The organism is Streptomyces sp. NPDC053560 (assembly GCF_044544605.1).
GTDB lineage: Bacteria > Actinomycetota > Actinomycetes > Streptomycetales > Streptomycetaceae > Streptomyces.
In genome coordinates, this window is record NZ_JBITXI010000011.1 from 197732 (window position 1) to 218766 (window position 21035).

Annotated in this window: 22 protein-coding genes and 1 tRNA gene; 16 read left to right on the plus strand and 7 right to left on the minus strand. The window is 71.7% G+C overall.

All coding sequences use genetic code 11. From position 1 onward, the window contains the following. The first annotated feature begins 227 nt into the window (after positions 1–227). From ACIGQF_RS26540 to ACIGQF_RS26560, 5 genes are all read left to right on the plus strand, one after another. Positions 228–1460, plus strand: a complete 1233-nt coding sequence (locus ACIGQF_RS26540; protein WP_399714836.1) for a DNA polymerase III subunit delta' — start codon at positions 228–230, stop codon at positions 1458–1460. Between the two features lie 287 nt (positions 1461–1747). Continuing rightward, a complete protein-coding gene (locus tag ACIGQF_RS26545; RefSeq protein WP_399714839.1) occupies positions 1748–3340 on the plus strand; it encodes an alpha/beta hydrolase in 1593 nt (530 codons plus the stop codon). 70 nt (positions 3341–3410) lie between these two features. Continuing rightward, positions 3411–3484: transfer RNA gene (locus tag ACIGQF_RS26550), tRNA-Thr, on the plus strand. Positions 3485–3959: 475 nt separating this feature from the next. After that, positions 3960–4883, plus strand: a complete 924-nt coding sequence (locus ACIGQF_RS26555) for a DUF2382 domain-containing protein (protein WP_399714842.1) — start codon at positions 3960–3962, stop codon at positions 4881–4883. A 651-nt stretch (positions 4884–5534) separates the two neighbouring features. Next, positions 5535–5759 carry a hypothetical protein gene (locus tag ACIGQF_RS26560; RefSeq protein ID WP_399714845.1) on the plus strand — a complete coding sequence of 75 codons (225 nt, stop codon included), beginning with the start codon at positions 5535–5537 and terminating at the stop codon, positions 5757–5759. Between the two features lie 92 nt (positions 5760–5851). On the opposite strand, the gene ACIGQF_RS26565 is transcribed toward ACIGQF_RS26560, so the two are convergent. Further along, positions 5852–6091, minus strand: coding sequence for a chaplin (locus ACIGQF_RS26565; protein WP_361552730.1), 240 nt, complete (start codon positions 6089–6091; stop codon positions 5852–5854). A gap of 357 nt (positions 6092–6448) precedes the next feature. On the opposite strand from ACIGQF_RS26565, the gene ACIGQF_RS26570 reads away from it, so the two are divergent. From ACIGQF_RS26570 to ACIGQF_RS26590, 5 genes are all read left to right on the plus strand, one after another. Further along, the gene (locus ACIGQF_RS26570) at positions 6449–6694 is read left to right on the plus strand and encodes a chaplin (RefSeq protein WP_362212033.1); all 246 of its coding nucleotides are present in this window, start codon (positions 6449–6451) and stop codon (positions 6692–6694) included. Between the two features lie 206 nt (positions 6695–6900). After that, positions 6901–7311, plus strand: coding sequence for a rodlin (locus tag ACIGQF_RS26575; protein WP_399714850.1), 411 nt, complete (start codon positions 6901–6903; stop codon positions 7309–7311). A 330-nt stretch (positions 7312–7641) separates the two neighbouring features. Beyond that, on the plus strand, positions 7642–7875 hold the full coding sequence (locus ACIGQF_RS26580; RefSeq protein WP_361552721.1) for a chaplin: 234 nt from the start codon (positions 7642–7644) through the stop codon (positions 7873–7875). Positions 7876–8010: 135 nt separating this feature from the next. Continuing rightward, positions 8011–8733 (plus strand): chaplin, encoded by a 723-nt coding sequence (locus tag ACIGQF_RS26585; protein WP_399714853.1) that lies wholly within the window; start codon positions 8011–8013, stop codon positions 8731–8733. Between the two features lie 329 nt (positions 8734–9062). Beyond that, entirely contained in the window at positions 9063–9350 is a 288-nt protein-coding gene (locus ACIGQF_RS26590) for a hypothetical protein (RefSeq protein ID WP_362212026.1), read from the plus strand. 38 nt (positions 9351–9388) lie between these two features. Here ACIGQF_RS26590 and ACIGQF_RS26595 read toward each other — a convergent pair whose 3' ends face one another. Then, positions 9389–9619 carry a hypothetical protein gene (locus ACIGQF_RS26595; RefSeq protein WP_399714857.1) on the minus strand — a complete coding sequence of 77 codons (231 nt, stop codon included), beginning with the start codon at positions 9617–9619 and terminating at the stop codon, positions 9389–9391. Positions 9620–9773: 154 nt separating this feature from the next. On the opposite strand from ACIGQF_RS26595, the gene ACIGQF_RS26600 reads away from it, so the two are divergent. Beyond that, entirely contained in the window at positions 9774–10184 is a 411-nt protein-coding gene (locus ACIGQF_RS26600) for a rodlin (RefSeq protein WP_399714860.1), read from the plus strand. A 196-nt stretch (positions 10185–10380) separates the two neighbouring features. On the opposite strand, the gene ACIGQF_RS26605 is transcribed toward ACIGQF_RS26600, so the two are convergent. Then, the gene (locus ACIGQF_RS26605) at positions 10381–10638 is read right to left on the minus strand and encodes a hypothetical protein (RefSeq protein ID WP_399714862.1); all 258 of its coding nucleotides are present in this window, start codon (positions 10636–10638) and stop codon (positions 10381–10383) included. Between the two features lie 104 nt (positions 10639–10742). Beyond that, entirely contained in the window at positions 10743–11456 is a 714-nt protein-coding gene (locus ACIGQF_RS26610; protein WP_399714865.1) for a hypothetical protein, read from the minus strand. Positions 11457–12074: 618 nt separating this feature from the next. Here ACIGQF_RS26610 and ACIGQF_RS26615 point away from each other — a divergent pair. Continuing rightward, positions 12075–12464 carry a hypothetical protein gene (locus ACIGQF_RS26615; RefSeq protein WP_399714867.1) on the plus strand — a complete coding sequence of 130 codons (390 nt, stop codon included), beginning with the start codon at positions 12075–12077 and terminating at the stop codon, positions 12462–12464. A 126-nt stretch (positions 12465–12590) separates the two neighbouring features. Here the strand turns inward: ACIGQF_RS26615 and ACIGQF_RS26620 are convergent, their stop codons facing one another. Further along, complete coding sequence (locus tag ACIGQF_RS26620) at positions 12591–12896, minus strand: hypothetical protein (RefSeq protein WP_399714870.1); 306 nt, start codon at positions 12894–12896, stop codon at positions 12591–12593. Positions 12897–13156: 260 nt separating this feature from the next. On the opposite strand from ACIGQF_RS26620, the gene ACIGQF_RS26625 reads away from it, so the two are divergent. The 4 genes from ACIGQF_RS26625 (at position 13157) to ACIGQF_RS26640 (ending at position 19673) form a co-directional block, all read left to right on the plus strand. Further along, on the plus strand, positions 13157–16255 hold the full coding sequence (locus ACIGQF_RS26625; RefSeq protein WP_399714873.1) for a BTAD domain-containing putative transcriptional regulator: 3099 nt from the start codon (positions 13157–13159) through the stop codon (positions 16253–16255). 239 nt (positions 16256–16494) lie between these two features. After that, positions 16495–17385, plus strand: a complete 891-nt coding sequence (locus ACIGQF_RS26630) for a glycerophosphodiester phosphodiesterase (protein ID WP_399714876.1) — start codon at positions 16495–16497, stop codon at positions 17383–17385. A 180-nt stretch (positions 17386–17565) separates the two neighbouring features. Beyond that, on the plus strand, positions 17566–18744 hold the full coding sequence (locus ACIGQF_RS26635) for an acyltransferase family protein (RefSeq protein WP_399714878.1): 1179 nt from the start codon (positions 17566–17568) through the stop codon (positions 18742–18744). Positions 18745–18830: 86 nt separating this feature from the next. Then, positions 18831–19673 (plus strand): arylamine N-acetyltransferase, encoded by an 843-nt coding sequence (locus ACIGQF_RS26640; protein WP_399714880.1) that lies wholly within the window; start codon positions 18831–18833, stop codon positions 19671–19673. Between the two features lie 33 nt (positions 19674–19706). Here ACIGQF_RS26640 and ACIGQF_RS26645 read toward each other — a convergent pair whose 3' ends face one another. After that, positions 19707–20108 carry a RidA family protein gene (locus ACIGQF_RS26645; protein WP_399714883.1) on the minus strand — a complete coding sequence of 134 codons (402 nt, stop codon included), beginning with the start codon at positions 20106–20108 and terminating at the stop codon, positions 19707–19709. 44 nt (positions 20109–20152) lie between these two features. After that, positions 20153–21013, minus strand: a complete 861-nt coding sequence (locus tag ACIGQF_RS26650; RefSeq protein ID WP_399714885.1) for a DeoR/GlpR family DNA-binding transcription regulator — start codon at positions 21011–21013, stop codon at positions 20153–20155. Positions 21014–21035 lie beyond the last annotated feature (22 nt).

A 21035-nucleotide genomic window follows, 5' to 3' on the forward strand; every position in this document is an offset into this window, starting at 1 on the left:
GTCCGCCGTGGCGGCCTGCCGGTGCTGCTTTCCGCCCCCTCCCGCCCCCGAGGTTTTCCACAGGCGGTCGGGAGTGTCGGTGCCGTCCACCACAATGGAATGCGACGGACCGACCGGGCGATGCGACGGCACGGGGAAGGCGGCGTGCCGGGAGGCGCGCGGCGGCGGCACGGCACGGCACGGTACGGCGACGGCACGGCAGACACGGACAGGACGGCGGAGCGGCAATGGCGGTGTGGGACGACCTGGTGGGCCAGGAGCGGGTGACGGATCAGCTCGCCGCCGCGGCGCGCGACGCGGACGCCCTGGTCACGGCCGAGGAGGCGGGCCAGGCCGCGTCCGAGGCCGCGCCGGCCTCCATGAGCGCGTCCAGGATGACGCACGCCTGGCTCTTCACCGGTCCGCCCGGCTCGGGCCGGTCCACCGCGGCCCGCGCCTTCGCGGCGGCGCTGCAGTGTGTGAGCCCCGACCGCGCCCTGGGGGGCACGCCCGGCTGCGGCTTCTGCGACGGCTGCCACACCACGCTGGTGGGGACGCACGCCGACGTCGAGGTGGTCCGTACGGATCTGCTGTCCATCGGCGTGAAGGAGACCCGCGACCTGGTCCGCAGGGCTTCCATGTCACCGGCCGGCGGACGCTGGCAGGTGATCGTCCTGGAGGACGCCGACCGCCTCACCGAGGGCGCGGGCAACGTCCTCCTGAAGGCCGTCGAGGAGCCCGCGCCGCGTACGGTCTGGCTGCTCTGCGCGCCCTCCATCGAGGACGTGCTGCCCACCATCCGGTCGCGCTGCCGCCTGCTGACGCTGCGGACGCCCGCCACTTCGGCCGTGGCCGACATGCTGATGCGGCGCGACGGCATCGAGCCGGCCGCCGCCGCTGCCGCCGCCCGCGCCACCCAGGGGCACATCGGCCGGGCCCGCCGGCTGGCAACGGACGAGCGCGCCCGGGCCCGCCGCGCCGCCGTCCTCAAGCTGCCGCTCCGGGTCGACGACATCGGCGGCTGCCTCAAGGCCGCGCAGGAGCTGATCGACGCGGCGGGGGAGGACGCCAAGCAGGTCGCCGAGGAGGTCGACACCAAGGAGACCGAGGAGCTGCGGGCCGCGCTGGGCGCAGCGGCCGGCACCGGCGGGCGGCTGCCGCGCGGTACGGCGGGCGTGATGAAGGACCTCCAGGACCGGCAGAAGCGCCGCTCCACGCGTACGCAGCGCGACAGTTTGGACCTCGCCCTCAGCGACCTGACGGGCTTCTACCGCGACGTCCTGGCCGTCCAGCTCGGCACCGCCTCCGAGCTGGCCAACGAGGACGTACGGGACAGCGTCCAGCGCATCGCCGGCGGCTCCACGCCCGAGCGCACCCTGCGCCGCATAGAAGCGGTGCTCGCCTGTCGCCAGGCCCTGGACCGCAACGTGGCCCCGCTCCTCGCCGTCGAAGCCATGACCGCCGCCCTCCGAGCGGGCTGACCGGCCCCCCGACCCGCGCCCACCGCCCCGTGACCATCGGCTGCGGGGAGCAGCCCACCGCCCGGCTGCCGGGGAGCCCTCCCCCACCCCTCTCGGCCACCCGGTACCCCGCCGGTTTGGCCGAGCCGTGCCCACCAAGCGGCTGAAGTCACTCGGACGAGGGCAATAGGCCGGGCACGGGCGCACCGGTACGGATACGCTCCCCAGAGCTGTCGCCAACTGTCACCATTGGTCACGAACAGTCACGAGCCGAGCGCCGCCACCGCCGCCGACCGAGGGACCGCCCCATGGACACCAGCCGTCTGTTTCGCACCTCCGGCGCCGTGCTCGCGGCCGCCGCGCTACTCGTCTCCTGCAGCTCGTCCGCGAGCAAGGGGGGCGACACCGTCGCCTCCCCGGCGCAGAACGGCCCCGACGCGCGCCCGGACAGCGACAAGGCGACCAAGCTCCTCGACCCGCTGCCCGCGGCCGTACCGGCGGCCCTGCGCCCGTACTACGACCAGAAGCCGGCCTGGCGCTCCTGCGGCCCCAAGGGCTTCGAGTGCGCCACCCTCAAGGCCCCCCTCGACTACGCGAAGCCCAGCAGCGCCACCGACCTGAAGCTCGCCGTCTCCCGCAAGAAGGCCACCGGCCCCGGCAAGCGGCTCGGCTCCCTGATGGTCGACCCGGGCGGCCCCGGCGCCTCCGCGATCAACTACCTCCAGCAGTACGCGCCGGAGCCGGCCGCCGTGAAGGCCCGCTACGACATGGTCGCGATGGACCCGCGCGGCGTCGCCCGCAGCGAGCCGGTGCGCTGCCTCTCCGACCAGCGGATGGACGCGTACACACAGGTCGACCAGACCCCGGACGACAAGGCGGAGCAGAAGAAGCTCACCACCGCCTTCAAGAACTTCGCGGACGGCTGCAAGGCCCGTTCCGGCAAGGTGCTCGGCCATGTCTCGACCGTCGAGGCCGCGCGCGACATGGACATCTTCCGGGCCGTCCTGGGCGACCGGAAGCTGACCTACGTGGGCGCCTCGTACGGCACCTTCCTCGGCGCGACGTACGCGGGCCTGTACCCCTCCCGCGTCGGCCGGCTCGTCCTGGACGGCGCGATGGACCCCTCGCTCACCTCACGGCAGCTCAACGAGGACCAGACCGCCGGCTTCAACACCGCCTTCACGTCCTTCGCCGCCGACTGCATCAAGAAGCGCGACTGCCCGCTGGGCACCAAGAGCACCGCGGACGCGGGCAAGCAGCTCTCCGCCTTCTTCCGGCGGGTGGACGCGCACCCCGTCGCCACGGGGGAGTCCCGCAAGCTCACCGAGTCCCTGGCGACCAGCGGCGTCATCGCCGCCATGTACGACCAGACGGCCTGGCCGCTGCTCCGCGAGTACCTCGGCAAGGCGAAGAAGGGCGACGGCAGCGGCCTGCTCGCGCTCTCCGACTCCTACTACGAGCGTGACCCCGACGGCAGCTACGCCAACCAGATGTTCGCCAACCCCGCGGTGAACTGCCTCGACCTCCCGCCCGCCTTCTCCTCGCCCGCGCAGGTCGAGGCCGCGCTCCCCGCCTTCCGCAAGGCCTCCCCGGTCTTCGGCGACAACTTCGCGTGGTCCCCGCTGAACTGCGCGTACTGGCCCGCCAAGGCCACCGGTGAGCCGCACCGCATCGAAGCGAAGGGCGCGGCCCCGATCATGGTCATCGGCACCACCCGCGACCCGGCGACCCCGTACCCCTGGGCCCGCGGCCTGGCCTCCCAGCTCTCCTCGGGCCGCCTGCTGACGTACGAGGGCGACGGCCACACCGCGTACGGCCGCGGCAGCGACTGCGTCGACACCGCCGTGAACACCTACCTCCTGGAAGGCGCCCCGCCGGCCAGGAACAAGCGCTGCTCCTGACCCCGGAGCCCGCCCCCAAAGCCGATTACGAACCACCCCTCCGCCATGTGTAGACTGGGCCGCGCACCACGCCGCCTTAGCTCAGTCGGCCAGAGCGACGCACTCGTAATGCGTAGGTCAAGGGTTCGATTCCCTTAGGCGGCTCCGTGAAAGGACCAGGTCAGAAGATTCTGACCTGGTCCTTTGCTGTGTGCGGGGGGGGATGGTCCGGCGCAGCCTTGCCGGTGGGGCGGTTGTGGAGCGGTGCATCGACGTTCCGGGGCCGGGAGCTCCGGCCCGGCGGGTTCCCTCGGGGGACACCGCCCCGCGCCATCCGGCGGCGGGGTGGCCGGTCCTTGGCGTCCGTGCGCGTGACTGGATGTGGACCGCTCCTGGTGCGGCTTCGTGTGGACGGGTGGCGTCCGGAGCCGGTCGCGGACGCTGGCCGGAAGCGTGCGAGCTGGGCGGATGGAGCGACCGGCGGCGCGCTTGCGGCTACCTGGTCATGGCTGGGCGCGGCCGGCTGGGAGGGGGACGGAACAGCGGTTCCGGATGCGGGCGTTTCGGTCCGCGCGGACCGGTTTCCGGCCTGCGGCCCCGGCTACGCGGATGCGGTCACGCCAAGCCGAGGAGGGTGAAAGTGATCACCCAGGAACAGATACCCGTTGTGCTGGAGCACCCGGTATACGACGCCGAGGGCAACAAGATCGGCGACGCCAAGCACGTGTTCTTCGACGACCTCACGGGCCGGCCCGACTGGGTCACCGTCAGGACCGGCCTGTTCGGCACGAAGGAGACCTTCGTGCCCACCCTGGAAGCCACCGTCGTGGAGGACCACCTGGAGGTTCCGTACCCCAAGAGCACGATCAAGGACGCCCCGCACGTCGACGTGGACGCCGGCGGCCATCTGTCCCAGTCCGACGAGGAGCGGCTGTTCGCGCACTACGGCCTCGTCGACGAGGCGGCCGGGCAGCAGCCCGACCGGCCGGCGGAAGGCATGCGTCCGGGCACCGGACGAATGGATGAGGAGCGGAGCGCGGCGCCCACGGCCTCCGCGCCGGGAGCCATCGCCGAGGAGCCCGCTGCCCCCGGTCCTGTGGCCGCGGGGGAGCACGCCGACGACGCGATGACCCGTTCCGAGGAGCGGCTGCGTACCGGTACCGAGCGCCGGGAGGCGGGTCGGGCACGGCTGCGCAAGTACGTGGTCACCGAGGAGGTCCAGCGGACCGTTCCGGTGCGGCGCGAGGAGGCCCGTATCGAGCGGGAACCGATCACCGAGGCCAACCGTGACGCGGCGATGGCCGGTCCGGACATCACCGAGGCCGAGCACGAGGTGACGCTGCACGAGGAACGGCCGGTGGTGGAGACCGAGGCCGTACCGGTGGAGCGGGTTCGGCTGACCACCGAGGAGCGCACGGACGAGGAGACCGTCCGGGGCGAGGTCCGTAAGGAGCGGATCGAGACCGACCTCCCTGAGGAGCGCGACCGTACCGAGCAGGCCGATCGGACCGGCCGGGCCGACGAGTCCCGTCAGGCAGGCGGGCCCGGCGAGCGCGAGAGCTGAGTGGCCGGCTGCCCGGCCGGGCTGCGGGCCGGGCAGCGGCAGGCTGTCGTGAATGGGGCTGTCCGGGGGCGGGGTGAAGGTTCTAGCCTCGGAACGTACGGAAGTTCCGTACCGGCAGGTGGAACAGCGCGTACCGGTACGGCGTGCAGCCATGGATCTCCGAGCCCCCGAGATCGTCATCCGGGCCCATGAGCGGCCGGAGATCCGCTGAGTCTGCGGCGACGTCGCGGTCTTCCGGCCCCGCCCTCCCGGACTTGTCCCGCCGGGGTCATTCCCGCGCTCCCGGCGGCCGGTGACGGGCGAAACCAGCGCCAGAAGACGGGGACGGGGAGCCACGCCTTCTCGCGCACGGTCGCCGCCGGAGCCGACTCACGTACCCGGCGGCGACCCCTCGCGGGGCCCCGTGCCCCGATCCTGCGGGAATCTTTCTTTTTCCGGGCCGGTCGGCCGACCGGGTGCCGCATTCGGCCGTTCGATTGAATAATCAAACGACTGCGGCTCGCGGGGCACCGTAACGCCGGGGTGCCGGGGACGCGAGAATGCGGCCGCCGGATTCCCCCACCGGGGTTATTAGTAGGGCTGGGCGAGCGCCGGGCGGGACACGGCTGTAATCATTTTTGTGTCCCACTTCTGCGCAAAAGGAGAGAAACCATGCGCAAGTTCATCGGACGCTTCGCCGCCACCGCCGCGCTCACCGCGGCAGCCGTTGTCCCGCTCTCGGGTGTGGCCTCGGCGCAGTCACAGGAGGCTGCTGCCGCACCGACATCCGCCTCGGCGGCCGGACCCTGCTGGTTCGGCAGCTGCTGGGGTGGCTGGGGCCACAACCACTACTACTCCGACAACGACGTCGTCAATCTCGGCGGAATCCTCCTCTGACGGAGGAGCGCGCCGGTAGTCACGGGGGAGACGGAAAGCGGAAGGGCCTCGCTCTCGCGGGGCCCTTCCGCCGTCACTGCCGTCCGCGAACGTCAGTCGTTCACGCAGGTGTTGCCGAAGGCGGGGTTCAGCAGACCGATGACGTTGATGGTGTTGCCGCAGACGTTCACCGGAACGTGCACCGGAACCTGGACGGCGTTGCCGGAAAGCACGCCGGGCGAACCGACGGCCGCACCGGAAGCGCCGCTGTCGGCCAGCGCGGCACCGGAAGCGGCACCCGTGGCGAGGCCGGCAGCAGCCAGGACCAGAGCGGCCTTGTGGGCATTCTTCATGGGGAATCCCTCCAGGGATGGTTACCGCGGCTCCGGACGGGCGCCGCACCGTGCTGAACGCAGTTCCGGTCGATCGGCTACGGGCAGCCGCCGATAAACCTTCGATCGGCTCAATGCGCTGAATGTGCGGGGCCGACCGACCGCGCTCCGAATTCTGGCCGGTGCGGCACGCGGGAGCGCGCAACGCTTGCCCGAGAGCGCCTTCGGCGTGTTGCGAACCGCACACCTGACCAGCGATTCACCCGATCGAAACCGCACCCGTCGACCTGTTGATGCGTTGATCGGTTTGTTAGCCCAACTGGGCGACGGAAATCGAAGCCGACGTTACTGTCCGCTGTTCAGTGAAGAGGTACTGCTATGTCGCGCGTTGCCAAGACCGCCCTGCTCACCGCCGTGGCCGGAGCCGCCGTACTCGGTGCATCCGGTATGGCTTCCGCCACCTCCGGTTCGGGTGCGTTCGGTGCCGCCGAGAACTCCCCGGGCGTCGGTTCCGGGAACCTCGTCCAGGCCCCCGTTCACGTTCCGGTGAACGCCTGCGGCAACACCGCCACCGTCATCGGTGCGCTCAACCCGGTTTTCGGCAACCCCTGCGTCAACCAGTGACGGCAGCGCCGGACGGCGGGATTTGAGCCGACCGGCGGCACGGCTGCGGACCGTTTTCCAGCGGCGCGGTGGCCTGATGTCCTTGCGGGCGTCAGGGCACCGCGCCGTTCCACGTTCATTCGAGTGACAGCACGCAACCAAACTCACCCCATCCCGTTGTCCAGTTCGCTCCGACTACGGGCATTCCGTATTGAGAAGGGTGAATCGTGTTCAAGAAGGTTCTTGCCACGGGTGCCGTGGCGGCGTCCATTGTGGGTATGTCGGCGGCGGCTGCTCCGCAGGCGCTGGCGCTCGGTGACGACGGGGGTGCCACGAACGCGAGCGGGAACGGCGCTTCGACGTCGTTCGGTAACCAGACGACGGCCGGTCACATGAGCACGCAGCTCGGTCTGGTCCAGGGCACGCTGAACAAGCCCTGTGTCGGTCTGCCGCTCAAGGCGAACATCGGCGCGCTCGTCGGCCTGGTCCCGATCGCCGTCCAGGACATCAACGTCCTGTCGAACCCGCAGAACCAGCAGTGCACCGACAACTCGTCCCAGAACAAGGGCGACGAGCCGCTGTCGCACATTGTGGACGGTGTTCCGGTGCTGTCGGCCAACGGTTCCGGCAACGGCTGATCACAACGGCTGTGAAGGCCCGGACCGCCAGTCCTCTCCTCCTGGGCGGTCCGGGCCTTTCCATGTCTCCGAATACCGTCTTCCCAGTACTGGTCGTATCAACCGAGTTGAGTACCGGCGAGCCGACCGGAAGAAATTCCTACAAGCATTCCTTCAGGCCGAGTCGTTGGGTCATTAGGGGGTGTTCCGGGGAAAGTTCCGGAGATGTGGTTTCGATTCTCCGGGGTGCTCGTTACCAGTCACGGCAGCGTAGTTACGGGCGATCTGGATAGCGCTCGTGCGGCACGAAGGTCGTGACCGTTTCGTACTCCGCTGCAGAAAGGGCTGAAAGTGAAGTACACGAAGGTCGCCGCGGTCGCCGCTGGAACGCTGATGGCTGCGGGCGTTGCCGCGCCGGCGTTCGCCGACTCGGGTGCCAGCGGTGCCGCCAACAACTCTCCGGGCGTGCTGTCCGGCAACGTCGCCCAGATCCCCGTTCACATCCCCGTGAACGTCTGCGGCAACACCATCGACGTCATCGGCCTGCTGAACCCCGCCTTCGGCAACACCTGCGTCAACGACTGACGTCCGCACGCACGCTGGTGCGAGTTCGACCCGGACGGCCTCGGGGCGCATGCCATGCGCCCCGGGGCCGCCTTGTGATTACGGGCGTACGGGCAGCAGGCCCTTACGCGACGGCAAGCGAAGACAGGAAGACCAATGCGACAGGTCCTGGCAAAGGGTCTCCTCGCCGCCGCGGCCACCACCGGTGTACTCGGGGTGACCGGAGGCGCCGCGTTCGCGGACGCGGGGGCGAGCGGCGAGAGCGGGAACTCCCCGGGCGTGCTCTCCGGGAACACCGTCCAAGCGCCGGTGGAGCTCCCCGCGAACGCCTGCGGGAACAGCGTGGACGTCGTCGGCGGACTCAACCCCGCCTTCGGCAACGGCTGTGCCAGTGACGGGGGCGGAAACGACGACAACGACAACGGGCATGCGCAGGGCGCACACCAGCAGCGCACGGGGGGAGGCGGCGGCAGCAGCAGCGACGGGAACGGCGCGAGCGCGACCGGCTCGGCGCAGAACTCCCCGGGCGTCGGATCGGGCAACGACGCCCAGGCGCCCGTCGACGTGCCGGTCAACGCCTGCGGCAACTCCGCGGACGTCGTCGGTCTGCTGAACCCCGTCTTCGGCAACAGCTGCGACTCCTCGACGGGTGAGAAGCAGCACGCCGAGGAGGCCGCGCCGCACCCTGTGCCCGAGACGCACACGCGTCCGGCGCAGCAGGAGCGGCCCGCCGCACCCCGTGCCGCCGAGCCCGAGGTCATGGGGGCGCAGCTGGCCCACACCGGTACGGCGCAGCTGGGTGCGGCGGCCGGCACCGGCGCCGCGCTGGTGCTCGGTGGGGCGATCCTGTACCGCCGGGCGCGTACGGCCGGGCGCTGAATCCCGCTGCCCGGCGTCGCCCACCCGGTCTCCGCGGCGGCGCCGGGCGGTGCGGTGGACGGGCTGCCCGTACCGCCGGGAAGTAATTCAGATTTCCGTATGGATGGGTGTGCATAACGCCGGGCGGGCTTCTCCCGGGTGCGCAGGGAAATCCGCGGAATCCCCGTCGTTCGAGTGGTACGGGAAAAAGGGAGCGGGCCCGCAGTTTCCGCGCGGGAACCGGGTCGTTACGCATGACGACAGCGGCGGTACGTACGGCTCGCCAAACTGCCTGCGCGACGCGCAGGGCGTCCTTGTCGCCCTCGCCGCTGCGGAAAGGAACGCTGAAGATGAAGCTCGCGAAGACCGCGGCGATCCTCGCCGGCTCCGTGGTGGCGCTGGGGGCCGCGACCCCCGCGTTCGCCGCACCCGCCCCCTCGACCTCTCCGAGCATGAGCCTGAACGCCGGGCTGAACGACGCGCTCGAGAACGCCGGCAAGGCCGAGGTCGACCCGCTGGTGGAGCACGCGCACCACACCACGCACGCGCTGGCCGCCGGCGACGGCGAGGGGCTGCTGGAGGGCGTCACCGGTGTCGCGGGAAACCTTCCGCTGGCCGGTCTGCCGCTCGGGAAGTAACGCCGCCGCACCGCCGGGCGGCCGATCCGGCGCAAGGATCAGCCGCCGTGCAGCGGGACGGCGTACGGCCCGTCCGGGCCCGCGACCGCGAGGACGGTTCCAGGATGAAGGGGATCGGAATCGCCCCCGCTGATCGGCCGCTCGATCAACATACCTTGCTCCGGTCCGTTATCCGGCACACCGGAGAATTTACCGCCGAACGGCGCATTCGGGCCGCCGCGCCGTTTTCCCTGAACAGCGCGTGGAATTCCCGGATCGTACATGCGCACGCGCGTTGCGCATTCCACCGTACGGCCGTTCCGGAACGGTGAATTCGAAGACCGCACGAAGAACCATATGGGTGAAAGTGCAAAACCAAACCCGCTGAGAAGAGTTGGGCAGAGCGCTCCGGATGCGGGCATTCAGTAACAAGAAGGGTGAATCGTGATCAAGAAGTTCATGGCCTCGGCCGCAGTTGCGGCGTCCATCGTCGGTGTCTCGGCCGCAGCCGCCCCGCAGGCGATGGCTGTTGGTGACGACGAAGGTGCCACCGCCCTCAGCGGCAACGGCGCGTCGCAGTCGTACGGCAACTCCACCACCCACGGCAACATGAGCCCGCAGATCGGCCTGATCCAGGGCTCCCTGAACAAGCCCTGCATCGGCCTGCCGGCCAAGGCCAACATCGGCTCGCTCGTCGGCCTGGTGCCGATCGCGGTCCAGGACATCAACGTCCTCTCCTCCCCGCAGAACCAGCAGTGCACCGAGAACTCGACCCAGAACAAGGGTGACGAGGCGCTGTCGCACCTGCTCGACGACATCCCGATCCTGTCGGCGAACGGTGCCGGCAACGAGTAAGTGCCACCGGGAACCCGGGCCGTTCACCCCTCGCGGGGTGCGGCCCGGGTTTCCTGCTGTCCGGCCGGCGTGCGGGCTTGTCCCGGGCGGACACGACGACGGCCCCGGGCGCCGCGGGTGGGCGGCGGCCGGGGCGGTCCGTACGAACGGCCGCGGTCCGTACGGTGCGGAGGCCGTACGGTCGGAGCTCGTACGGTCAGAGTTCGTACGGCCGTTGGCGGGGCGGCCGGGGCCGCGGCGGGTCGGGCACCCGTGGCGCCCGGAGCGGCGGCCGGTCCGGACCGGCCTGCGGCTCGGCGTCGTCGGGGAGTTCGCGGCGGGGCGGGAACGGGCCCCGCGCGTGCCACTCGGCCAGCAGTCGGTCGTAGATCGGCGTCGGCTCCTCCCGCACCCAGCGGCCGGGCCGGGGCACGCGCGGCGGTTGCCGGTCCGCGTGCTCGTCGTCGTCCATCATGTCCACGTCCACGTACAACCGACAGTCACGGCCGCGGGTTATGCCGGGTGTGGGCCGAAGGAGTTAGCCCGGGTGCGGGAGGAGCCGGGCAGGGCCCGCGACGCTCAGTAGTCCACGTCCGGTGTCTCGCCGGCCGGGGGCCGGGAGTACGGCGACTGCTGGGGCATGCCGGACGCGCCGGGTGCCTGGCCCCAGGGCCGCTGGACGTTGCCGAGGATGGTCTTGGCCAGGTCGCTGGTGGCGAAGACGGTCTCCTGGGCGGCCGTCGCGAGGTCCTCCCGGTCATTGGACCCGAGGGCCGCCACCAGGCCGAGAAGCTTGTGGTGCAGGACGCCGATGGCCTGCTCCTGCGCGCGCTGCGGAGCCGGCACCTGGCTTTCGGAACGCGCCGGGGCCCTGTTCGTCCCGGAGTGGTCGGTGGGGGCGTACGGGTCGGCCTGGGCGTAGATGTCGGCAGGCGCGTCGCCACCGGTCAGGCCCGACTGGTCCGCGGGGTACTCCGGGGTGGACATCAGATCGCGGCCCTGGAGCCTGGACAGCTCGCCGGCGATGGCCTGGGCCTCGGCCTTGGTCTGCGCAGCGGACTTCTTGTCGTCGGTCTTCAGCGCGTCCCCGACCACATGGAGCACGTCGGAGAGGGCGCCCAGCAGGCCGCCGGAACTGCTGCTCTGCGGAGTGTCGGCGCCGGGGGCCGGGGCGGTCACGTCGGGGGGCGCGGCGGTCCGTTCGGTGGCCGCAGCGGTGGCCGGGCCGGCCGTGCCGAGGACCAGGGCGCCGCAGACGGCGGAGGTGACGACGAGTCCGGGCTTACGGGGCATGCGCATGGGGGTCCTTTCGGGTGACCGGTCGTGGCGGTCGGTGGTGGGCAAGGCGGTACCCGCGAAGGGCACTGCCGAGCGGTGCGTCGGGGACGCCGAGATACCGTCACGGTGCAAAGGGCGGTCGCCACGCGCAATTCATCGACTACCGACTGTGTGGGGCGGTTGCTCCCGGTCACATTGCCTGACCTGCCGTTTCGCGCGGAGCGGCATTAGCGGTGGGGCTGCGGCCATTCGGGGCGTGCGGCGGACGGCCGGTGCGGGCGGTGCGTACGGCCGGCCGGCCCGCCCGAGTGCCCGGCCGGGTGGCAGCGGGCCCGGAATCATTACCTCCCGCCCCGCACGGCGTTGCACTGGGTGTGGCGGAACGTGTCACCGGCCGTGATGCGTGGGCCTTCGCGGGGCGGTGCCGTCCTCACCCTCCGGCACCGTCCCGCCTCCCGTACACAGCAGGCCTGTTCGGAGGCGGTGGAACGTATCTTCATGCCGTCCCCGGTGCAGGCGTATTCGGGGCCCGGTCCGGGTGCGGACCGCAACCTCCGGCCATGGCTTCGAGTTGGTCCGGGCGTGGAGCTCTTTCTCGAAAGACAGCGCCCCGGAGCCGTCCCGCGCCCCGGGATGGAGCCGACTCCGATCTACGACCGGCTGCTCGCCGAGTGGCGGGCGGGCACCGTCCGGCGGCCCGCCGCTGCCGGCTGGCCGCACGAGGACACGGTGTGCGGTACCGGCCAGGGGCCCGGCGGCCCCGGCCGGCCCGACGGTCCGCCCGGCACGCGGCTGCCCGCCGTGGTGACGGGGCCGGCGAGGGGGCCCGCACGGGGCGCGGCGCCGGTGCGGGGCGCGGGGCCGGTTCCGGTGGCGGCCCCGGCGCGCGCCGGGGCTCCGGCACGCCCCGGCATGCCCGCACGCGCCGCGGTGCCGGCCCGTACGGCGGCGCGGGCGCCGATGGCACGGATGGGCCGGGTGCCCGTGGCGCCGCGCACGGCGTCCACCTCGCACCCGCTGTGAGCTGCTGCTCGGCGACCTGGGGCACTGCGTGGTGACGTGATTCGCTGCTCGGTGGCCTGATCTGGTGCCCGGCGGGGCGAGGCGCGGAGGGCAGGCGGTCGGCGCCCTTCCTCGGCTCCTCGGCGCTCAGCGCCGGGTGTTCGTGCGGTCCGTCGGGGTGCCGCGCGGCCGGGGGATGGCCGGTCCGAAGGACAGCGCCTGGCGGACGACTTCCTCGGCGCTGGGCGGCACATCGGGCCAGAAGATCAAGTCGCTGATGTAGCGGCAGCGCAGGGCCTGCTCCAGCCAGTCCAGATGGGCGTAGAGCTCGGCCTCGCCCTCGTACGCACGGTCCAGGATCTGCTGGACGAGGGCGACGGCTCGCTGCCGCACGGCCTCGCCCGGGGCGTTACCGCAGTCGTCGTCGCCGCTGCCGCTGTGGTCGCTTTCCACGCGAGGCTCCCTGTCGAGGCTGACCGGTCCCCCAGAGACTGTCACTCTTCGGCCGCCGTCAAAACCTCCCGGACAGCGGCCGGACAGCAGCCGTACTGCCGCGGATCCGGCTCGGCGGTTGCGCTCCCCCGACGGACGGTGTGCGCGCCGGCGCACCGACGGGCCGGATCCGATGTGACGATCTCATCGGACGGGTCCAACGGCTGACTAACATGTGGCCAACCATGGGGCCAACGGGTCGGCCTGTACGGAGGAGCAACATGCGGTTCGGCCTGCTGGGCCCGTTGACGGTGGACGACGGCGCGGGCGGAGCCCGGCCGTTGAACAGTGCGAAGGGCCGGGCGCTGCTGGCCGCCCTCCTGCTGCGCGCGAACCGCGTCGTACCGGTCGAGGTGCTCAAGGAGGCGCTGTGGGGCGCGCGTGCCCCCGCCTCGGCCAACGCCTCGCTCTACAACCACGTCACGCGGCTGCGCCGCACGCTCGGTGCGGACGGCGACGGCCGGCTCCGCTCGGTGGCGCCCGGCTATCTGCTGCGGGTCGGCGCCGGTGAGCTGGACAGTACCGAGTTCACCGCGGCCGTACGGCGGGCCCGGGAGGCGTACAGCCGGGGGGACTGGACCGCGGTGCTCCGGGAGGCCGCCGGGGCGTCGGCCCTGTGGCGCGGCCGGCCGCTGGACGGCCTGTCCGAGGAGGTGCACGAGGCGCTGGACGCGCAGCCCTTCGTCCGCCAATTGGAGGAGGAACGTCTCCAGTTGCTGGAGTGGCGGTACGACGCAGAGCTGCTGCTGGGGCGGCACAGGGGCCTCGCGCCCGAGCTGTCGCGGCTGGTCGCCGAGCATCCGCTGCGCGAGTCCTGCCACCGGCAGCTGATGCTGGTACTGCGGCGCACGGGGCGTCAGGCGGAGGCGCTCGCGGTCTTCCACGCGCTGCGCCGGCGGCTGGTGGAGGACCTGGGCGTCGAGCCGGGCGCGGCGGTACAGGAGGCGTACCAGGAGGTGCTGCGGGACGACCCGCCCGAGGCGGCCGTCCCCGGCCGGAGAGAGACGAGCATCCCTGGCCAAAGGGCGGCTTCCCCGGCGCAAGAAGCAGCCGGGGAGGCAGCCCTTGAGGGGGACCACGAACGCTGCGTACCGGGTGCTGCGTACGACGGGGCCCCGTCTGTCGGCACGGAAGCCGGTGCAGGGCTCAGCGAGGAAGCCGGTGCCGGGCCGAGTACGGACACCGGTGCCGGTCCCGCGCCCCGGCCCGCCCAACTCCCGCCGCCGCCCACCCCGTTCCTGGGTCGCGACGCGCAGGTGGAGGCGCTGTACGAGGCGTTGGTGCCGCATGCCGACCGGCCCGCCACCGCCGTGCTCAGCGGAATGGCCGGGGTCGGCAAGAGCGCGCTTGCCGTGCACGTCGCCCACGGGCTGCGCGACCGTTACCCGGACGGGCAGCTCTTCCTGAACCTGCGCGGCGCCAACCCCGGTGGCGCGCCGATGACCGCGCTTCAGGGGTTGGAGGCGCTGCTGCGCGACCTCGGCGTACCGAGGGGCCGGGTGCCGGACGACGTGCACGCCGCAGCGGCGCTGTTCCGCTCGACGCTCGCCGGGGCCCGGATGCTCCTCGTCCTCGACGACGCGGCCGGCGCCGCCCAGGTGCGCCCGCTGCTCCCGGCGGATCCCGGCTGCGCGGTGCTGGTCACCAGCCGGTCGCCGCTGGCGGCGCTGGACGGCGCGGTGCACCTGCCGCTGGCCCGGCTCACCGAGCGGGACAGCGTGGACCTGATCGGCCGGGTCTCGGGGCAGGGCCGGGTGCCGGCCGGCAGTCCGGCGGCCCGGCGGCTGGCGGAGCTCTGCGGCCAGCTGCCGCTGGCGCTGCGGGTGGTCGCGGCGCGGCTGGCCGCCCGCCGTGCGCTGACCGTCGAGGCGCTGGTCGAGCTGCTGGACGGGCAGGACGGGCGGCTGGACCACCTGGAGTACGACGACCTGAGCGTGCGGCGTCCGCTGGCCTTCGCGTACGACGCCCTGGTCGCCTCGGAGCGGTCGGCCGACCGGGACGCGGCGCTGGTGCTGCGCCGGATGGGGACGCTGGACCTGCCGGAGTACGAGACGGAGCTGACGGCCCGGCTGATGGACGCCGGCGTCCGGCGGGCCTGTGCCGCGCTGGACCGGCTGGTGGACGTGGCCCTGCTGGAGGAGGTGGCCTTCGGCCGGTACGCGCCGCACGACCTCGTACGGGACTTCGCGCGCGAGGTGGCCGAGCGGCACGAGGAGGCCGCGGAGCGGGCGGCGGCGGTACGGCGCGGCGTGGAATGGTTCGCGGCCCGGGCCGCGCAGTCCGTCCGGGTGTTCCTGCCGGCGACGCGCTTCCGTGAGGTGCGGCTGGCGGGCGAGCCGGCGGAGCGGGCCGCGCCCTTCGAGGTCGGCGAGGAGGCGTGCGCCTGGGGCGATCGCGAACTGGCGGTGATGCGCTGCCTGGTGACCCGCCACATCCGTACGGAGCACGCCCGGGACGCGGCGGTGACGCTGGTGCGGATGCTCGCGCCGTATCTGCAGGGCCGCGGCCGGATGCAGGAGTTGACCGAGCTGAGCGGCCTGGCACGCACGGCCGCGCGGGAGTCGGGGGACGCGGGCGCGGAACTGGTCGCGATGAGCGACCTGGCCGGCGCGTACTACATGTCGGGGCGCTACGAGAAGGCGCTCGCGCTGATCGACGAGGCGATCGCGAAGTCGCGGCTGCTGGGCGACGACGAGTGGCTCCAGCGGGCGCTCGGCAACCGCGGGCTGCTGCTGTACGTGCTGGGTCGGCCCGAGGAGTCGGCGGCGGCGCAGGAGGAGGCGCTGGCGTACGCGTACCGGCTCGGCGACGACCACGCGGTGGCGGTCTGCCTCAGCAACCTGGGAAATCTCTTCGAGCTGACCGACGCGCGCAAGGCCATCGAGTTCCACATGCGGAGCCTGGAGACGGGCGTACGGCTGGACAGCGCACCGTTGCAGCAGACGGCGCGCTGCAACATCGGCTGCGCCTACCTCACGCTCGGCGAACCGGAGGAGGCCATCGGCCACTTCGAGGCGGCGCTGCACTCACCGGAGGACGCTACCGACTGGCACACGGTCTCCGAGAGCCGGCTCGGCCTCATCCGCGCGCTGCGGCGGCTGACGCGGGCGGACCACGCGGCGCGCGAGTGCGAGGCGCTGCTGGCCCTGGCCGAAGTGCGCGGCGACGCGTACACCTCGGGGAAGGCGCGGTACGAGTACGGCCATGTGCTGCGCGCACTGGGGCGCACTGCCGAGTCCGGTACGCAGTGGCGCCTGTCGCTGGCCGCGCTGGACGGTACGGACGCCGATGTACTGCCGGAGTTGCGGTCCCTCGTGTGACGTGCCGGTAGTGCGCAGGCCGAGTATTGGCCAAACAATTACTCAGCGTCCTTTCGCCATGTCCTGGCCCTCATCCGGCCGGTTTCCCGGGGGTGGGTAGCCCGCCTGGCGCACAGGAATGGGAAAACGGATAAACTGGTGCAATTGTGGTGGGAGTTGTCATGGGCTCTCCGGCGCCCGGCAGGGGTGGTCCGCCCTGTCCGGCGTGCGAGGCCCGCCGCCAGCGTCCAGGAGGCCCCATGCTCCGAAGCGCCGTCCGCAGCGCCGCAGCCGGTTTCGTGCTTCTCTTCGCGGCGGTGCTCGCCGCCGACGCGGGTGCCGGGGGCGGTGGTGCCGTCGCCCCGCCGGCCCCGGTCCGCCTGGTCTCCGCCCAGAAGGGACTGCCGCTCGACGGCCCCACCGTGGTCGCACACCGGGGGGCCGCGAAGTACGCGCCCGAGAACACCCTCGCCGCCGTCGACGAGGCCGACCGGCGCGACGTCGAGTGGGTCGAGAACGACGTACAGCGCACCAAGGACGGCAAGCTGGTCGTCATCCACGACGCCACGCTCACGCGGACCACCAACGCGAAGAAGGTCTTCCCCAAGCGGTCGCCTTGGCGGGTGGGGGACTTCACCGCTGCCGAGATCGCCAAGCTGGACGCGGGGAGCTGGTTCAACAAGAAGTACGCGGGCCAGCGGGTGCCCACCCTCGCGTCCTACCTCGACCGGCTGGACAACAACGGCCAGAACCTCCTGCTGGAGATCAAGAATCCGGAGAAGTACCCCGGCATCGAGAAGCAGGTACTCACGCAGCTGCGGAGTTCGGGTTGGCTGGACCCGGCACACGTCATGGACGGACTCGTCATCCAGAGCTTCGGCGTCGACGCCGTCCGTAAGGTGCACGCGCTCCAGCCGGAAGTCCGTACCGCGGTGCTCGGTACGCCGAGCCGGGCCAAGCTCCCGGAGTACGCCCGGTTCGCCGACTGGATCAATCCGCCCTTCAAGGACCTGAGTTCGGCCTATGTGTCCGCTGTGCACAGCCTGTGGGGACCGCACGCCGAGCGGCTCGAAGTGCACACCTGGGGCGTGTCGGCCAATCAGGCCAAACGGGCGTTCTCGGCCTTCGGAATCGACGGCGTCATCCTCTGACCTGCGCATTCCGCTTACCCGCCCGGCGTGTGACGTACATGGCATGTGAAGCATGTGAGGAGAGGATTTACGGGATTCGGCGTGCCGGGCTAGGGTGCCTCTGATGTTCTCAGCTGCCTCGCTCCCCGCAATTCCGGTAAGACGGAGAATTCTCTCCCTGGGTTGCCTGGGGGAGGGGACGTGAACAATCTCGCGCAGTCGCAGAGTGAGCGACGCACTCCCCTTCCTCCCACCCGGTCCGCACCGGGCGCCGCGGACACCGCGGTCAAGGACCATGCGGTCACCGGTGGCGGCGAGCAGACCGGCCGGAAGCGGGACACGCAGGCGAAGAACGGCAAACAGCGCGACGCCTTCTTCGACAACGCCAAGTACCTCGCCATCGTCCTCGTGGCGATGGGGCATTCGTGGGAACCGCTGCGGGACGGCAGCCGGTCGGCGGCCGCGCTGTACATCACCGTGTACGCGTTCCACATGCCGGCGTTCATCATCATCTCCGGCTACTTCTCGCGCAGTTTCGACATGCGCAAGGACCGGCTGCAGCGGCTGATCACCGGCGTCGCTGTGCCGTACATCCTCTTCGAGACGGCGTACACGCTGTTCAAGCGGGTGGCGGACGACGACCCTTCGTACCCCATCAGCCTGCTGGACCCGTGGTACCTGACCTGGTTCCTGATCGCGCTGTTCGTCTGGCGGCTCACCACGCCGATCTGGAAGATCGTGCGCTGGCCCGTCCCGCTGGCCCTGGCCATCGCCGTCCTGGCGTCCGTCTCGCCGGACATCGGTGACGACCTGGACCTCCAGCGCGTGCTGCAGTTCCTGCCGTTCTTCGTCATCGGCCTGTGCCTCAAGCCCGAGCACTTCCTGCTGGTGCGCAACAAGCGCGCCCGCATGCTGGCGGTGCCGGTCTTCGCCGCCGCGCTGGTCTTCGCGTACTGGGCCGCGCCCCGGATGAACGCCGCGTGGTTCTACCACCGCGACAGCGCCCAGGAGATGGCCGCCCCGTGGTGGTCCGGTGCGGTCATGACGCTGGCGATGTTCGGCTGCTCACTGGTCCTGGTGGCGTGCTTCTTCGCCTGGGTCCCGGGCCGCAAGATGTGGTTCACCGCGCTCGGCGCCGGCACCCTGTACGGCTACCTGCTGCACGGCTTCCTGGCCAAGGGGTCACGCTTCTGGGACTGGTACGACGCCCACTGGATGCACACCCCGCTCGGCGCGATCGCACTGACGCTGATCGCCGGTTCGATCATCACGGTGCTGTGCACCCCACCGGTGCAGCGGATGTTCCGGTTCGCCATGGAACCCAAGATGACCTGGGCGTTCAAGAAGGACGCCGCCGAGGTGGCCCGCCACCGGAAGTGACATGAAGGCCAGGCAGAATCGCCTGTGCCATCCGGGGCCCGGTTCGCGCGCGGACCGGGCCCCGTCGTCCGTCCGGAGGAGACACCATGTCCGAGTCGGCCTGGTCCGGTGAACAGCTGGACCTGGACGCCTACCTGGCGCGCATCGGGTACGCGGGGGACCGCGCGCCCACCCTGGAGACGCTGCGCGCGGTCCAGGCCGCCCACGTCACGGCCATCGGCTTCGAGAACATCGACGTGCTCCTCGGCCGGCCGCTGGCGCTGGACGTGCCGAGCCTCCAGGACAAGCTCGTCAGCGGCGGCCGCGGCGGCTACTGCTACGAGCACAACCTGCTCTACGCCGCAGCGCTGGAGCGGCTCGGCTTCGCCGTCTCCGGGCTCGGCGCCCGCATCCGGATGGGCGACGACCGGATCCGCCCCACCACGCACGCGCTGCTGAAGGTGCGGCTGGACGGCGAGGACTGGATCACCGACGTCGGCTTCGGCGGCGAGGCGCTGCTCGCGCCGCTGCCGCTGCGCGCCGGGTACCAGGAGCGGCAGGGCGGCTGGACCTTCGGCATCGACCGGGTCGACGCGGCGGACCCGGACGGCGAGCGCACGTGGATCGTGCGGTCGCTGCACCCCGAGGGCTGGCTCGACCTGTACTCCTTCGGGGCGGAGCCGCGGTACGCCGTCGACTTCGCCGTCTTCAATCACTACATCGCGACCCACCCGCGGTCGCCGTTCGTCCAGCGCCTCGTGGTGCAGCGCCCGGACCACGGCCTGCGGCGCACCCTGATCGGTACGGAGCTGACGCTGACCGGTACCGACTACTCCCGCGACGTGCGGGAGGTCGGCGCCGCCGAGCTGCCGCGGGTGCTCGGCGAACTCTTCCGGATCACGCTCACGGACGCGGACGAGAAGACGCTGGTGGGCTGGTACGGCCGGTGAGGGCCGGTGGCCGGCGCCGCGCGGCCGGGCGGATCAGGAGACGACCGCGATGCCCTCGATCTCGACGAGCGCGGCCTCGTCCCACAGGCGGGTCGTGCCGATCACGGCCATCGCGGGGTAGTCCGTGCCGACCAGTTGCTTCCACACCCGGCCGATCGCGGCGGCGTTGCTGCGGTAGTCGGCCACGTCCACCGCGTACACCGTCAGTTTGCCCAGGTCCCCGGGGCCGGCCCCGGCCGCCTCCGCGGCGGCCAGCAGGTTCGTCAGCGCCTGCTCGAACTGCTCGACGACGCCCGTGCCGACGATCCGGCCCGCGCCGTCCAGCGCCGTCTGCCCGGCGAGCAGGACGAGCGTCCCGGGAGCGGCCCGCACGGCATGGCTGAAGCCGGTGGGCGGGGACAACTGCGCCGGGTTGATCCGCTCCAGCTCACTCATGCACCGCTCCGTCCCGTGGTCCGCGCACGTACGCGGCCTCCGCCTCAGCCGTCGGTCGCCACCAATTCGTAGCGCACACCCAGCGATTGAAGCGCCTCCTGCTCCTCCTGCGGAAGATCCTGGTCGGAGATGACGAGATCGAAGTCGGCCAGCGGGGCCAGCTCGTACAGCGCCTGGCGGCTGAACTTGGAGTGGTCCACCAGCAGCACCTTGCGCCGGGCCGCCGCCATCAGGGCCCGCTTGACCAGGACGTTCTCCTGCGCCTGGTGGTAGCAGTGGCCGTTGTCGACGGCGGAGGTGGACAGGAAGGCGACATCGGCGCGGAAGCTGCGCGCGATGTCCGCGGTGGACATGCCGAGGAAGGCGTTGAACGCGGCGTGGTACTCGCCGCCCAGCGCGATCACCCGGATGTCGGGCTCGTCGGCCAGCTCATTGATCACCTGCAGGGAGTTGGTGATCACGGTGTACGCGCCCCGCCCGGAGAGCGAACGGGCCAGCGGCAGCGCCGTACTGGAGTCGTCGATGATCACCGCCTGGCCGGGCTCCGCGATGGCCAGCGCGGCCGCGCAGATCGCCTCCTTCGCGGCGACGTGCTCGCTGCCGCGCCAGCGCGCGTTGGACTCGAACAGGGCGTTGGGCGCCGCGGTGGCGCCGCCGCGCACCTTCCGCAGCCAGCCCTGGTGCTCCAGACTGTCCAGGTCGCGGTGGACGGTCATCTGGCTGACGCCCAGCTCCTTGACCAGGTCCTCGATGCTGACCTGGCCCTCCGCCAGCACCCGGTCCGCGATCCGCTTGCGGCGGTCCTTGGGGCTGAGCTTGGCCGGGGACGCGGGGTCGTCGGCCGGGGGCACGGCGTCAGGAGTCCCCTCGGCAGTGCCGTCGGCTGTCCCTTCGGTACCGGTCAACGCTGGTCCTCTCCCGGATGGC